The sequence below is a fragment of the Mailhella massiliensis genome, from assembly GCF_900155525.1.
Taxonomy (GTDB): Bacteria; Desulfobacterota; Desulfovibrionia; order Desulfovibrionales; family Desulfovibrionaceae; genus Mailhella; species Mailhella massiliensis.
On record NZ_LT706952.1, the window covers coordinates 890,431 to 904,389 of the forward strand.

Below are 13,959 nucleotides of genomic sequence, written 5' to 3' on the forward strand. Positions count from 1 at the left end.
ATAAAATTGAACTTTGCATTTGACTTTTCCCCCGTTCGTTCCTACCCTTTCGGAAGAAGGAAAATTTTCAGGCGTCATGCCGCCTTACGAAAGGGTGCCGACATGAAAAAAACCGTCATCATTCTTGCCGTCCTTCTTCTCTGCGCGGCAGGCTGGTATTACGGAAGCCGCCTCGCCACGGACGAAGGACGGGAAAAACTCGTGCTGTACGGCAACGTGGACATCCGGCAGGTTTCCCTGGCCTTCGAACAGGGCGGCCGCATCACGAAGCTCTTCGCCGAAGAAGGCGACACCGTGGAAAAGGGAACCCTGCTTGCGGAAGCGGATGTGACCGCGCTCTCGCTTCAGGCCGAAAAACTGCGCGCGGACATTGCCGCGCAGGAACAGAACCTGCTCAAAATGCGGCGCGGCAACCGCCCCGAGGAAATCGCGCAGGCCGAAGCCGCCCTGCGTACGGCGGAAGCCTCGCTGGAACAGGCCCGGCGCGACGACAGCCGCATGGACAAACTGCGCCGGAGCAACTCCGTAAGCCTTCAGGAACGGGAAAACGCAAGAACCGCCCTGCGCGTGGCCCAGGGAAGGCGCGACGAGGCCTTCCATTCCCTTGCGCTGCTTCGCGAAGGCTTCCGCGAGGAAGACATCGCCATGGCTGCGGCGCAGCTTGCATCCGCCAGGGCGTCGCTCGCCATCATGGAGCACAGCATTTCCCTCGGAAAGCTGTATGCGCCCACCACCGCGCAGGTCACCTCCCGCCTCATGGAGGAAGGCGACATGGCCTCTTCCGCCACGCCCGTGTTCCTGCTTTCCCTCACCTCGCCCAAGTGGGTGCGCGCCTATGTCACCGAAACGCAGCTCGGCCGCGTCCGTTCCGGCATGAGGGCGGATATCCGCACCGATTCCTTCCCCGAAACCGTACCCGGCCGCGTGGGCTACATTTCGCCCACGGCGGAATTCACGCCCAAGAGCGTGCAGACGGAAGACCTGCGGACCTCGCTGCTGTATGAGGTACGCATCGTCACCGACGACGGGAAGGATATGCTGCGCCTCGGTATGCCCGTCACCGTGCTTCTGCATGAGGACGACGGTCATGGAAACTGACGCTCCGCGCCCTGCGCCTTCGTCCGACGGCGCTTCCCCCTTCTCCGGCAGCCTGCGGGAAGGGAAAGACAGCCCCTGCGTGGTGCGCGCCCGTTCCCTCTGCCGGAACTTTCGGGAAAAGAACCGGAACGTGACCGCGCTCTCTTCTCTGGATGTCGACATTCCCGCAGGCTGCATGACGGCGCTGGTAGGGCCTGACGGCGCAGGCAAGACCACCTTTCTGCGCATGGTCTGCGGCCTGCTGGCCCCGAGTTCCGGCACGCTCTCGGTACTCGGCCGCGACATGCCGCGCGAGGCGCAGGAGGTGCAGAACCGCATAAGCTACATGCCGCAGCGTTTCGGCCTGTATGAAGACCTGAGCGTCATGGAAAACATGACGCTGTATGCCGATCTGCACGGCGTGCCCGGCCCCCTGCGCGCCGGACGCTTCCGCAGTCTGCTCGACATGACGGATCTTGCCCGATTCACCGGCCGTCCGGCAGGCAGACTTTCCGGCGGCATGAAACAGAAGCTGGCGCTGGCCTGCACGCTGGTGCGTTCCCCGGAACTTCTGCTGCTCGACGAGCCTTCCGTAGGGGTGGACCCGCTTTCCCGGCGGGAGCTGTGGGCCATCATCGAAACCATGGTGAAGGAAGAGCATCTTTCCGTCATCATCAGCACCGCCTATATGGATGAGGCCGAGCGCTGCGCCCATGTGATCGTACTGCACGAAGGCCGCGTTCCTGCCCGCGGCACGCCGGAAGAACTGAAAGGATTGACCGACGGCCTCTGCCATGTCGCCTCCCTCCCTGCGGGCATGAAGGCGCGCACGCTCCAGGCCTTTCTGCTCGACAAAAGCAGCGTCGTCATGGATGCCGTGCCCGAAGGCAGCGGCGTGCGCTTCGTGCTCAACCCGGAAGACGGAAAAAACGGTCCGCCCGCGACGCTGTTCGACGCCCCCGGCATGGAGAACATCACCTGCCGCCCCGTGCCCTCCCGTCTGGAAGACAGCTTCATGCTCCTCCTCAGGCACGGCGGAAACGGAGAAGGGCACACCGCGCAGGACTCCGCGCCGCCCGGGGAGGAACGGAACCAAGAGTCCTCTCCTTACGCACCAGCGGGCGGAAGCGATGCGGAAACCGTCATTGAGGTGCGCGATCTCGTGCGCCGATTCGGCAGCTTCACCGCCGTGGCGAGCACCTCCTTCTCGGTACGGCGCGGCGAGGTGTTCGGCCTGCTCGGCCCCAACGGCGCAGGTAAAACCACCACCTTCCGCATGCTCTGCGGTCTTCTGCCCGCTTCCGGCGGCCACCTATGCGTGGCGGGGGAAAACCTGCGCACGGCGGCGGCTCACGCCCGCACGCGCATAGGCTACGTTTCCCAGAAGTTCTCCCTGTACGGCAACCTTTCCGTACTGGAAAATCTGCGCTTCTTCGGCGGCGTATACGGTCTGGGGCCCTTCGCCCTGCGTCGCCGCATCCGCGAGGTGCTTGCCGAATTCGATCTTGCCGGGCACGAACACGACATGAGCGGCAACCTGCCCGGCGGCTTCAAGCAGCGCCTGTCCATGGCCGTGGGTATGCTGCACAGGCCGGAAATCCTCTTTCTCGACGAACCCACCAGCGGCATAGATCCGCTGGCACGCCGCGTGTTCTGGCGGCGCATCACCTCCCTTTCCGAGGAGGGCACCACCATCATCATCACCACCCACTTCATGGAAGAGGCGGAATACTGCGACCGTATGCTTATTCAGGACGCAGGCAGGGTGCTCGCCCTGGGCACTCCCGACGAGGTGCGCCGCAGGGGCGGCAACGCCCCCACCATGGAGGAGGCATTCATCCGCATCGTGGAGGAATCCCGCGAAAAAAGACGGCGTGCCGACGCCGGGGAGGCTGCGTCATGACCGCTTTTCTCCGCCGCCTGACGGCGCTCACCGTCAAGGAACTGCGGCAGATATCCCGCGACCCGAGCAGCATCATGATCGGGCTGGCCCTGCCCATCATCCTCATCCTCATTTTCGGCTACGGCCTTTCGCTGGACGTGAACAACGCCCCCGTGGCCGTGGTCATGGAACACGACACTCCCCTTGCCCGCGACATGCTCTCCGGTCTGAACGGCTCCCGCTACTTTTCTCCGCGCTACGTCTCTTCCATGCGCGAAGCCGAAAGTCTGCTCAGAAAAAGAGAGGTGGACGCCATCATCCGCACCGCCAGCGACTTCGACAGCCGCTTCAAAAAAGGCGATGCCAAGGTACAGCTCATCCTGCACGGCGTGGACTCCACCACCGCCACGCTCATCCATCAGTATGTGAGTTCCATGCTTTCCCTGCGCCTGCAGTCGGCGCTGGAACGCGCAGGCAGGGAAAGCGCGAATGCGGGCAAAGGGGCCGCCGTGGTGCAGGGCCGCATATGGTTCAACGAAGCGGCAAACAGCACCTGGTATCTGGTGCCGGGACTCATCGTCATCATCATGACGCTGGTGGGAGCGTTTCTCACCGCGCTCATCATGGCGCGGGAATGGGAACGCGGCACGCTGGAGGCGCTCTTCGTCAGCCCCGTGGGCAGGGCGGAGATTCTGCTTTCCAAGATCATTCCCTATTTCATGCTCGGCATGGCCGGGCTTCTGCTCTGCCTTGCGGCGGCGCGCTGGCTCTTCGACGTGCCCATGCGGGGGAGCCTCACGCTCTTCTTCCTCTGTTCCTCGCTCTATCTCGTGGTGGCTCTGGGCATGGGGCTGGCCATATCCTCGGTAACGCGCAGCCAGTTCCTTTCCTGCCAGATCGCCATCGTGATAAGCTTTCTGCCCGCCGTCATTCTTTCGGGATTTCTCTTCGATCTCAGGAGCGTGCCCCTCGTGGCCCGCATCGTGGGCAACATCCTGCCCGCCACCTATTACATGGAACTTTTAAAAACGCTCTTTCTCGCCGGAAACAACGCCTCCATCCTTCTGCGCGATTCGGCGGCCCTGCTCTGCTATGCCGTGCTGTTCATGGGCGTCGCCATACGCTTCACACGCAAGAAACTGGACTGAGCCATGCATATTCTGCTTCTTCTCCGAAGACTGCGCAGTCTCTGCATCAAGGAGCTGCTCATCATCTTCAAGGACCCGGCCAACCGTCTGGTACTCATCATTCCGGTGGTCATACAGTCCTTCATTTTCGGCTATGCGGCCACCTACGATCTCAACTACATCCCCTACGTCATCTGCGATCAGAGCCGCAGCGCCCTTTCCCGCGACCTTGCCGCCCGCCTGGACGGCACGGAAAAATTCGTCCGTCAGGCCACGCTCTCAAGCACCGCCGAGGCGGAAGAATGGATTTACGACGGAAAAGCGCTGCTCGCCCTGAACATAGGCCCCGATTTCGCCGACCGCATTCTCTCCGGTCGAAACGCCGACATCCAGGTCATCCTCGACGGAAGAAACTCCACCACCGCAGCCATGGCTCAGGGCTATGTGGCCCAGATAGTGGCGGAATGGAACGCGCGCCTCGGCAGCGCGACTCCGGCAAGCCTCATCATGCGCGCCTGGTTCAACCCGCAGCTCGAAACGCGCTGGAACATCATGCCCGGTATGCTGGGTTCGCTCAGCATCATCCAGATCATGGTGCTCGCCGCGCTGTCCGTGGCAAGAGAGAGGGAACAGGGCACCTTCGACCAGATGCTGGTCACGCCCCTTTCCCCGTGGGAAATCCTCATCGGCAAGGCCATTCCCCCCATCGTGGTGGGGCTGGCCCAGGCCACGTTCATTCTGGCCATCTGCCTGTACTGGTTCCACATTCCCTTTGCAGGAAGCTTTGCCGATCTTTACATCTCCCTCTGTGTGTTCACCCTGAGCTGTGCCGGAATAGGCCTGTGCATCTCTGCAATATCCCTGAACATGCAGCAGGCTCTCGTGTACTGCTTCGTCACGCTGCTGCCCATGGTGCTGCTTTCCGGCCTCGCCACGCCGGTAAGCGCCATGCCGGAGGCGCTGCAGATCGCCACTTACGCCAACCCCCTGCGTTTCGCCCTCGTCTGCGTGCGGGGCGTGTATCTTGAAGGCGCAACCCTTGCCGACATTGCCGGAAACTTCGTGCCCATGCTCGGCGTGGCCGCCGTTACGCTTCCGCTCGCGGGCTGGCTCTTCCGCAACAGGCTGAGCTGAGGGCCTTTCCCTCTGCCGGAACTCCGCCCGCGAACTGGAGTCCCGCCCCGGGAGACCTTCCCGCGGCCGCGCGCAGCCCCCGGGGCTTCTCCCCGGCAGCGGCACGCCCGTCTGCCGTATGCGGGAATTGCCGGCGACGCCCTTTCCCTGACACGGCCGTCCGTGCTCATCCTGCGCTCCCCGCAAAAAAGCCCGGCCCGGGGATGAAAAAACGCTTTTTCATCGTGCGCCTGCGTCAGAAAGGCATGAAAAAACGCCGCCCCCGAAAATGCGGAGCGCGGCGTCGGAAAAGCCTGCGGGAAAAAGCCCGCCTCACGGGGCGTCGTTGCCCGGTTATTTCAGCCCCGCCATATGGTTGCAGGGGCCGTGCCCCCTGCCCGGAGCAAAGCTGTGCCTGAGGGCGAGATTCAGAAATTCCTGCGCCCGCGTCACGGCCACGCGCAGCGGCATCCCGAGGGCAAGCTGCGCGGCGATGCCCGCCGAAAGGGTGCAGCCCGTACCGTGGCTGTTCTGAGTATCCACATGCGGCTGACGCAGCGCCACGGGTTCACGCCCCTTTTCCAGAAGCCAGTCGGTAACGAACACGGGAGAGCCTTCGCAATGCCCGCCCTTCATGAGCACGGCCTGCGCCCCCATGTCGAGAAGGCGCGTTCCGGCCTCGATGATATCCTTATCGCTTTCTATCCTCATTCCCGAAAACAGCTCCGCTTCCGGCCTGTTGGGCGTAAAGAGCGCCGCGCGGGGCATGAGCCTCTGCTTCAGGGCGTCTATGCCGTTTTCCTCCATGAGTCTGTGGCCGCTCGTGCTCACGCACACCGGGTCCACCACCAGCGGAAAGCTCTGCGTATCCAGAATATCGGCCACGGCATGAATGATGCCCGCATTGAACATCATGCCCGTTTTGGCCGCATCCACCGAAAATCCGTCAAGAACGGTGGTAAGCTGAAGCGCCACGAATTCCGGCTCCGGTGCATGAATCCCCGTCACGCCGAGTCCGTTCTGCGCGGTAAGGGCCGTGATCACGCTCATGCCGAACGTGCGCATCATGGTCATGGTTTTCAGGTCGGCCTGTATGCCGGCGCCTCCGCCGGAATCGGAACCGGCTATGGTAAGGACATTGGGCATCTGCTGCATGAGGCGCTCCTTGTTGCGTTTTTTCTTCTGAAATGCCCTCAAAAACCGCGCCGCGTCAAGCTTTCAGCGCCATGCCGCGCCTAAAGTTCTTGATGGAACGCCTTTTTTTGGATAGAAGAAAACCTAATTCTATCTTTTCCCGAAAGGAGTCCGTGGATGCACCGTTTCAAATTCATTTCCGCTCTCCTTCTGGCGATGCTGCTCGTGCCCAGCCTGTGCTTCGCCGAAGGACATTTCCAGCTTCCCAACGATCTTTCCATCATGTGGGTCGTGCCCTTTGTCTGCATGCTGCTTTCCATAGCCATCTGCCCTCTGGCCGTACCCCACTTCTGGGAACATAACTTCGGCAAGGTGGCCGCGTTCTGGGGCCTGGCCTTCCTGCTGCCCTGCGCCTTCACCTTCGGCTTCGGCAACGCCTTCTTCCTGGCCGCCGAAAGCGTGCTGCTGGAATATGTGCCCTTCATCCTGCTGCTGCTCGCCCTGTTCACCGTGGCCGGCGGCATCCGCCTCAAGGGCACCCTCGTGGGCACTCCCATCGTGAACACCGCCATTCTGGCCGTGGGTACCATTCTGGCCAGCTGGATGGGCACCACCGGAGCCGCCATGCTCCTCATCCGTCCGCTGCTGCGCGCCAACGCCCACCGCAAGTACCGTGTGCATCAGGTGGTGTTCTTCATCTTCCTCGTGGCCAACATCGGCGGCTCTCTGACTCCTCTGGGCGATCCGCCCCTGTTCCTCGGCTTCCTCAAGGGCGTGAGCTTCTTCTGGACCACCGTGCATCTGTTCACGAAGACCCTGCTGCTCTCCGTCATCCTGCTCGCCCTCTACTTCGCAATCGATACCGTGCTCTTCAAGAAGGAAGGCAGCCCCATCCCCGCCGACGCCGCGAACTCCAAGGAAAAGCTCGGCTTCGAAGGCTGCATCAACTTCGTGTTCCTGGCCTGCATCGTGGCCAACACCCTGCTTTCCGGCCAGTGGACCGGTCCCACCTTCCACATCTTCGGCGTTCCCATGGAACTGCAGAACGTGGTGCGCGACATCCTCTACATCGTGATCGCCGTGGCTTCCTGGAAGACCACCGACATGGGCTGCCGTACCCGCAACAACTTCACCTGGGCTCCCATTGAAGAAGTGGCCAAGCTGTTCATCGGCATCTTCCTCAGCATGATTCCCGCCATCGCCATCCTCAAGGCCGGTTCCGACGGCGCTCTCGCCTCCGTGGTGAACCTGACCACCGATTCCGAAGGCCATCATGTGACCTCCATGTTCTTCTGGATGACCGGTCTGCTCTCCTCCTTCCTCGACAACGCTCCCACCTATCTCGTGTTCTTCAACACCGCCGGCGGCGACGCCGCCCAGCTCATGGCCGACGGCGAAGTGCTCGCCGCCATCTCCGCGGGCGCGGTGTTCATGGGCGCCAACACCTACATCGGCAACGCGCCGAACTTCATGGTGAAGGCCATCTCCGAAGAACAGGGCGTCAAGATGCCCAGCTTCTTCGGCTACATGGCCTGGTCCGTAGGTATCCTCTGCCCGCTCTTCGCCCTCGTCACCTTCCTCTTCTTCATGTAAGATGACAGAAAAGGTGAAAGCCTGAATTCCGGGGCCGTGCCGCAAGGCGCGGCCCTTCCTGTTTAACAGACGCGGAACATGCCGTTCCGTCCCCCGGGGACCGGGCGCTCAAAACGCCCCCTTCCCTTCTTCCCCGCCCATCCGCACCAGAATCTGTTCCGGTACGTCCTTTCTCCGTCATGTCGTATTCCACACGCAGGGGAAGCTTCCGCACAGCCGGCACGCAGGAGCATCCCGTCGGTCTCCAGCCCCGAGATGACGGACGAGGGGGAGCGCTATCTGCAACATCCGCCGCATGAAGGAACGAAAACGCCGTGTTCCATGGCGGATGGGGCTGTTCAGAACAAACGTTTCCCCTTCTCTCCGGTCCGTTCAGGCGCGCCTTTCCCACGCCCACGCGCCTGATTTCCACATCTCCTTCCCGGAAAAAGTCCTTGTCCTTCCGCATAGCCGTGCGCGCTTGTTGCAGCGAGCAAAGGCGTATATAGTGCCGGCACAGGATGTGTGCAGTCAGGCATCTCCGCCATGCTCCATGCTGTTTTCTCCGCAAACGACGCCGCATGAGGGAACACGGCAGTTCCCCTTTCCGCAGGTAATTGTTCCGGCGCCGCCAGGTTCGCCGCTTCTTCCCGCCATGCAGCGGCCATCCCCCAAAAAGCGGAACGACAACCATCATCACGGGCGACGATGCGCAGCCCGGACATCCATGAGGAACATCCATGAAACGAGTCGTCATCACCGGGGGAGCCTCCGGCATCGGTCGCCGTCTGGCAACGGGTTTTGCCGCCGCAGGCTATGAAGTTTTCGCACTGGACAAAAAGAACACGACCTTTACGGAGGAACATATCCGCTTTCTTCCGATGGACCTCGAGGACGAATCCCAGATTCACCAGTGCTTTCAGTCCATCATAAAGCAGCACGGAGAAATCCATGTGCTCATCAACAACGGAGCCGTCAGCAAATTCCACAAGCCCGTTTTCGAACTGACCCCGCAGGAATTCGACTGGGTGATACGAACGAACCTGAGGGGGGCCTTCCTCTGCTGCAGGGAATTCATCGCACAGCACAGCCCCGGCGCGTACGGCCGGATCATCAACATCGCGTCCACGCGATTCCATCAGAACGAAGCGGGCTGGGAAGCCTACGGCGCTTCCAAAGGCGGGCTGGTCTCGCTCACCAACAGTCTCTGCGTTTCCCTGTCCAACACCGGCATTACGGTCAACGCCGTCAGCCCCGGATGGATTCAGGTGGAGGATTACGAACAGCTGACCAGAATCGACCATGAGCAGCACCCGTCCGGCCGCGTCGGAAAGCCGGAAGACATCCTGTATGCCTGCCTGTTTCTGTGCGAACCGTCCAGCGACTTCATCAACGGGGCAAACCTTCTGGTCGACGGCGGCATGACCAAGAAAATGATCTATGCGGACGCGCTTGATTTCAACGCGTCATGACTGGATATCGCGGCATTTGGCCGTACGGGGCGGAACCGCTTCGAGGCCGAACCGTACGCAGCAGCCCCATGCCGGAACCTGTCCCCGTTCCAGGACTTCTTCTCTCCCGGAATGCCCCCCAAAAAACGGCATCCCTGAAAAGTCCCCTTCCATGAAGAAGCCGTGAGGGGCACGGCAACCGCAGGAGAGCACCAGCCCCCCCCGCATTCCGGGAAAGAAGCACCTTCCCCATGGAATGCGCCTTTTCCCGCGCACGGCCGGAGCGGCTGCCGGAAGACGTTTTCCGTCATGCCCGTCTTCCGCTCCACGGACGGCACGTTTTCCCGCTTCCCGCAATTCAGGCATGAAAAAAGGCCCCCTTTCCCCAGAGGAAAGGAGGCCCTGGAAAACCGTTCCCGGAAACTTACGCTTCGGGATCGAAATCTTCGGGGAAGTCGGCGTTGGTGTACACGTTCTGCACGTCGTCGAGTTCTTCCAGCGCGTCGGTGAGGCGCACCAGCTTCTTGGCGGCTTCCGCGTCCACGGGCACCAGCATACGGGGCACCATGGCAAGCTGCGCTTCCATCATTTCCACGCCCTGACCTTCCAGCGTTTCACGCACGGTATTGAAGTCGGTCATGGAGGTACGCACTTCCCAGGTATCGTCGTTGTCCTGCACGTCGTCGGCGCCGGCTTCGAGCACCATGTTCATCACGGTCTCTTCATCGGCATACTTTTCCTTGTCCAGGGTGATGACGCCCATGCGGTCGAACTGGAAGGCCACGGAGCCGCTTTCGCCCATGGCTCCGCCGTACTTGGTGAAGACGTGACGCACTTCGGCCACGGTACGGTTCTTGTTGTCGGTGGCGGTTTCCACAATGATGGCCACGCCGCCGGAGCCGTAGCCTTCGTACATGATTTCGCTGAGATCGCCGCCGGCGTCCTGGCCGGTACCCTTGCGGATGGCGGCTTCAATCTTATCCTTGGGCAGGTTCACAGCCTTGGCGGCCGCGATGGCGGAACGCAGACGGGCATTGCCGGCAGGGTCCCCACCGCTCTTGGCGGCGATGATGATTTCCTTGGCGGCCTTGGTGAAAGCCTTGCCTCGCTTGGCGTCCTGAGCGCCCTTGCGAAGTCTGATGTTTGCCCATTTGTTATGTCCCGACATGTATGCCTCCGAACAAAAAAGTGTTTACCCTTGAACAGGCCCCTTGAACCCCATGCCGACTTCAAAAATTTCCTTGCTTTCGGCCCGGGAACTCTTGGGTTTGAATGTTTTTACCGTGGTAAAGCGCGCGCGGAGCGCCTTTGCCAGCTCCTGAAAATCCGGCCCCATGAAAATCTTGGCGATGAAGCCGCCGCCGGGCTTCAAATAGCGGTCGGCCACTTCCACGGCCTCCAGGCACAGTTCCAGAGAACGCGCCTGATCGGTGAACTTCGTCCCCGTGGTACGGGGAGCCATATCGCTGATGACCATGTCGAACGGCCCCTTCTGCTCGAGCAGAGCCTCGAACTCCGGCGTACGCTCGAACACGTTTTCCTGAAGGAAGGTCACGTTCGGGGGGAAGGCCGTATCCGTGCTCTGAAGATCGCAGGAAAGCACAAGCCCCTTTTCGCCCACCCGTTCCGCGGCATAGAGCGACCACGAACCGGGAGCCGCGCCCAGATCCAGCACCTTCATGCCGGGCCTGAAAAGGCGGAAAGCCCTGTCCATTTCCTTGAGCTTGTACACGGAACGGGCAGGGTAATGTTCCTCTTTGGCCTTAAGAAAATAATAATCGCGATATACTTTCATGGCAGTCCGGGACTGTGTATCGTATTTCCTGGCAATAGCCAAGAGAACAGGAGCGGGAAATTTTTGGCGGGAAATCTTTTAACACATATCTTTTTGTTTTTCCAGCCCGTAATCAGGGTATTTCCCGAAAAGCCCGCCCGGCTCCCGCCGGAGGGAGCTGCTCCTCCCCTGCCTTCCCATACCTGAATAGGCAAAGGATATTAAGGTATTGTGCTCCGGCCTCACCTGCCTTTCCGCCGGAAGCCGCACCGATTTTCTGAAGGAACTTTTCCCGGACCTCTTCTCCCCTTCGGAAAATTTGCTTGACTTCTTATCAAGAATAATTATTATTTATTTCCGTAACGGGGCAAGCCCCGACACCTGCATCAAACATCATTCTACCAGGAGACGCACCATGCCTGCAAGATTTGAAGTATATCAGTGCAAACACTGCGGAAACATTGTTGAAGTTCTTCACGGCGGCGCCGCTCCCCTCGTCTGCTGCGGCGAACCCATGAAGCTCATGCGCGAAGGTTCCACCGACGGCGCGAGCGAAAAGCATGTCCCCGTCATTGAAAAGACGGAAAACGGCTATAAGGTGAAGGTCGGTTCCGCCGCCCATCCCATGGCGGAAGACCACTACATCGAATGGATCGAACTTCTCGCCGACGGCGTTTCCTACTTCGCCTTCCTTAACCCCGGCGACGCTCCCGAAGCCGAATTCTGCGTGAAGGCCGACAAGGTCACCGCCCGCGAATTCTGCAACAAGCACGGCCTGTGGAAGGCCTCCTTCGAGGGATAGTCATGAAGAAGTACGTCTGCAGCCTCTGCCGCTGGGAATATGATCCCGCCGTGGGCGACCCCGATTCCGGCATCGCTCCCGGCACCGCCTTCGAAGATATCCCCGAAGACTGGGTCTGCCCCGTCTGCGGCGCTTCCAAGGTCGATTTCGAAGCCGAGGAAGGCGAAGCGGAAAAGGCGGAAAGCGATATGGCCATGTGGCAGTGCCAGGTGGGCAACTGCGGCTATATCTACCGCCCCGACAAGGGCGACCGCAAGGGCAGGATTCCCGCGGGAACCTCCTTTGAGGATCTTCCCGACGACTGGCACTGCCCCGTGTGCGGCGCGAGCAAGAAAATGTTCAAGAAGCTCGCGTAGCGGGGGCACACGTTCATGATACACTGCAAGTCCTCCTCCACCTCCCGGCTGGAGGAACTTGCCGGAACCGGCGTGAAGTTCGAACGCATCCGCCGCATCACCGGCTACCTTGTAGGCACGACCGACCGCTTCAACAACGGCAAGCGCGCGGAAGAGCACGACAGAGTAAAACACTGCAACATGGAAACCTGGCGCTGAGCCGCAACCAAGGAGAACATCCCATGAAAAAGTACACCTGCAATGTCTGCGGTTATGAATACGACCCCGCCGTCGGCGATCCCGATTCCGGCATCGCTCCCGGCACCGCCTTTGAAGACATCCCCGAAGACTGGGTCTGCCCCGTCTGCGGCGCTTCCAAGGCCGATTTTGAGGCCGAATAATTTCCGACACATCCGTGTGCGGGCAGCCTTCGAAAGAAGGCTTCCCGCTTTTTTGTTTTAGCCAAACCGAGGAAAAGATGAGACCTGTCGAACTGAAGAAGGACATTTACTGGGTCGGCGCCGTCGACTTCGACATCCGCAACTTCCACCACTACAGCCGCTCTCCCGAGGGCAGCACCTACAACGCCTACCTTGTGTGCGACGAAAAGAAGGTGCTCTTCGATACCGTGAACGCCCACGAATTCGAAACGCTGGTGAAACACATTTCCGAAATCACCGATCCGGAAAGCATCGACTACATCGTGTGCAATCACCTGGAACAGGACCATTCCGGCGCGCTTCCCCGTATCGTGAAGCTGTGCAAGCCGGAAAAGATCTTCTGTTCCCCCATGGGCTACAAGTCCATGACCAACATCTATAATACCGAAGGGTGGCCCATCGAGATCGTCAAGGACGGCGACCGCCTGAACATCGGCAAGCGCAACATCACCTTCCTGGAAACCCGTATGCTGCACTGGCCCGACAGCATGGTATCCTATCTTGAAGAAGACAAGGTGCTCTTCAGCAACGACGCCTTCGGCCAGAACATCGCAAGCTCCTTCCGTTTCGCGGATGAATGCGACCGCACCGTGCTTTATGATTCCATGAAGCGCTACTACTACAACATCGTGCTGCCCTACTCGCCCCAGGTGCTCAAGACCCTGAAGCGCGTGGGCGATCTCGGCCTTGCCTTCGACATCATCGCTCCCGACCACGGCCTCATTTTCCGCACCCCCGAAGACGTGAAGTTCGTCATCGACTCCTACAGGGCCTTTGCCGAACAGAAGCCTCAGCTTCGCGCCGTCATCGCCTATGAAAGCATGTGGAACGGCACCACCAAGATGGCCGAAGCCGTGGCCGACGGCCTGGAAGCGGAAAACGTGCCCTATGTGCTCGTGAACCTCCAGAACAGCCACTGCAGCGACGTGATGACCGAACTGGCCGACAGCGGCGCCCTCATCCTCGGTTCCGCCACGCGCAACAACATGCCCATGGTCAACATGATGGCGTGCCTTGCCCATGTGAAGGGCCTGCGTCCCCAGAACCTCGTGGGCGCCACCTTCGGCACCTACGGCTGGTCCGGCGAAGCCCCCAAGATGATGGCCGACGCCCTTGCCGAAATGAAGGTCGAACTCGTAGGCGAACCGCTCAAGTGCTACTTCAATCCCCAGGAAGAAGACCTCGCCAGGTGCCGTGAACTCGGCGCCGCCGTGGCCCGCGCCCTGAAGGAAAAGTGCGGCGCCTGATCGCC

14 protein-coding genes and 1 pseudogene are annotated in these 13,959 nt (G+C 60.7%); 12 read left to right on the plus strand and 3 right to left on the minus strand.

The features are described from left to right. Window positions 1–102: 102 nt before the first annotated feature. From CZ345_RS14325 to CZ345_RS14340, 4 genes are read left to right on the plus strand one after another with little or no spacing between them, the layout of a single operon-like run. Window positions 103–1,098, plus strand: a complete 996-nt coding sequence (locus tag CZ345_RS14325; RefSeq protein WP_077074124.1) for an HlyD family secretion protein — start codon at window positions 103–105, stop codon at window positions 1,096–1,098. Further along, window positions 1,088–2,980 (plus strand): ATP-binding cassette domain-containing protein, encoded by a 1,893-nt coding sequence (locus CZ345_RS14330; RefSeq protein ID WP_083717493.1) that lies wholly within the window; start codon window positions 1,088–1,090, stop codon window positions 2,978–2,980. The genes CZ345_RS14325 and CZ345_RS14330 overlap by 11 nt, the downstream gene beginning before the upstream one ends. After that, on the plus strand, window positions 2,977–4,107 hold the full coding sequence (locus tag CZ345_RS14335) for an ABC transporter permease (protein WP_077073766.1): 1,131 nt from the start codon (window positions 2,977–2,979) through the stop codon (window positions 4,105–4,107). The genes CZ345_RS14330 and CZ345_RS14335 overlap by 4 nt, the downstream gene beginning before the upstream one ends. 3 nt (window positions 4,108–4,110) lie before the next feature. After that, complete coding sequence (locus CZ345_RS14340; RefSeq protein ID WP_144277375.1) at window positions 4,111–5,220, plus strand: ABC transporter permease; 1,110 nt, start codon at window positions 4,111–4,113, stop codon at window positions 5,218–5,220. Between the two features lie 333 nt (window positions 5,221–5,553). Here the strand turns inward: CZ345_RS14340 and thiD are convergent, their stop codons facing one another. After that, window positions 5,554–6,354, minus strand: a complete 801-nt coding sequence (thiD, locus tag CZ345_RS14345) for a bifunctional hydroxymethylpyrimidine kinase/phosphomethylpyrimidine kinase (protein ID WP_077073767.1) — start codon at window positions 6,352–6,354, stop codon at window positions 5,554–5,556. 156 nt (window positions 6,355–6,510) lie between these two features. Between thiD and CZ345_RS14350 the strand changes: the two genes are divergently transcribed. Together CZ345_RS14350 and CZ345_RS14355 are read left to right on the plus strand one after the other, a co-directional pair. Beyond that, on the plus strand, window positions 6,511–7,926 hold the full coding sequence (locus CZ345_RS14350) for a sodium:proton antiporter (RefSeq protein WP_077073768.1): 1,416 nt from the start codon (window positions 6,511–6,513) through the stop codon (window positions 7,924–7,926). A gap of 719 nt (window positions 7,927–8,645) precedes the next feature. Beyond that, window positions 8,646–9,377 carry an SDR family NAD(P)-dependent oxidoreductase gene (locus CZ345_RS14355; protein WP_077073769.1) on the plus strand — a complete coding sequence of 244 codons (732 nt, stop codon included), beginning with the start codon at window positions 8,646–8,648 and terminating at the stop codon, window positions 9,375–9,377. A 403-nt stretch (window positions 9,378–9,780) separates the two neighbouring features. Here CZ345_RS14355 and CZ345_RS14360 read toward each other — a convergent pair whose 3' ends face one another. Together CZ345_RS14360 and CZ345_RS14365 are read right to left on the minus strand one after the other, a co-directional pair. Continuing rightward, entirely contained in the window at window positions 9,781–10,524 is a 744-nt protein-coding gene (locus CZ345_RS14360) for a YebC/PmpR family DNA-binding transcriptional regulator (RefSeq protein ID WP_077073770.1), read from the minus strand. A gap of 24 nt (window positions 10,525–10,548) precedes the next feature. After that, entirely contained in the window at window positions 10,549–11,151 is a 603-nt protein-coding gene (locus CZ345_RS14365; RefSeq protein ID WP_077073771.1) for an RlmE family RNA methyltransferase, read from the minus strand. A 394-nt stretch (window positions 11,152–11,545) separates the two neighbouring features. Here CZ345_RS14365 and CZ345_RS14370 point away from each other — a divergent pair, with 394 nt between their 5' ends. From CZ345_RS14370 to CZ345_RS14390, 6 genes and pseudogenes are all read left to right on the plus strand, one after another. Continuing rightward, the gene (locus tag CZ345_RS14370) at window positions 11,546–11,932 is read left to right on the plus strand and encodes a desulfoferrodoxin (RefSeq protein ID WP_077074127.1); all 387 of its coding nucleotides are present in this window, start codon (window positions 11,546–11,548) and stop codon (window positions 11,930–11,932) included. Between the two features lie 2 nt (window positions 11,933–11,934). Then, a pseudogene (gene rd, locus CZ345_RS17230) lies at window positions 11,935–12,084 on the plus strand (rubredoxin); the annotation flags it as partial. 42 nt (window positions 12,085–12,126) lie between these two features. Further along, a complete protein-coding gene (locus CZ345_RS17235; RefSeq protein ID WP_239446729.1) occupies window positions 12,127–12,288 on the plus strand; it encodes a rubredoxin in 162 nt (53 codons plus the stop codon). Between the two features lie 15 nt (window positions 12,289–12,303). After that, window positions 12,304–12,486: an anaerobic ribonucleoside-triphosphate reductase gene (gene nrdD / locus CZ345_RS14380; RefSeq protein WP_077073773.1), complete on the plus strand. Its 183-nt coding sequence runs from the start codon at window positions 12,304–12,306 to the stop codon at window positions 12,484–12,486. A 23-nt stretch (window positions 12,487–12,509) separates the two neighbouring features. Beyond that, window positions 12,510–12,668, plus strand: a complete 159-nt coding sequence (rd, locus tag CZ345_RS14385; RefSeq protein WP_077073774.1) for a rubredoxin — start codon at window positions 12,510–12,512, stop codon at window positions 12,666–12,668. A 77-nt stretch (window positions 12,669–12,745) separates the two neighbouring features. Next, the gene (locus tag CZ345_RS14390) at window positions 12,746–13,954 is read left to right on the plus strand and encodes an FprA family A-type flavoprotein (protein WP_077073775.1); all 1,209 of its coding nucleotides are present in this window, start codon (window positions 12,746–12,748) and stop codon (window positions 13,952–13,954) included. The last annotated feature ends 5 nt before the right edge of the window (window positions 13,955–13,959 follow it).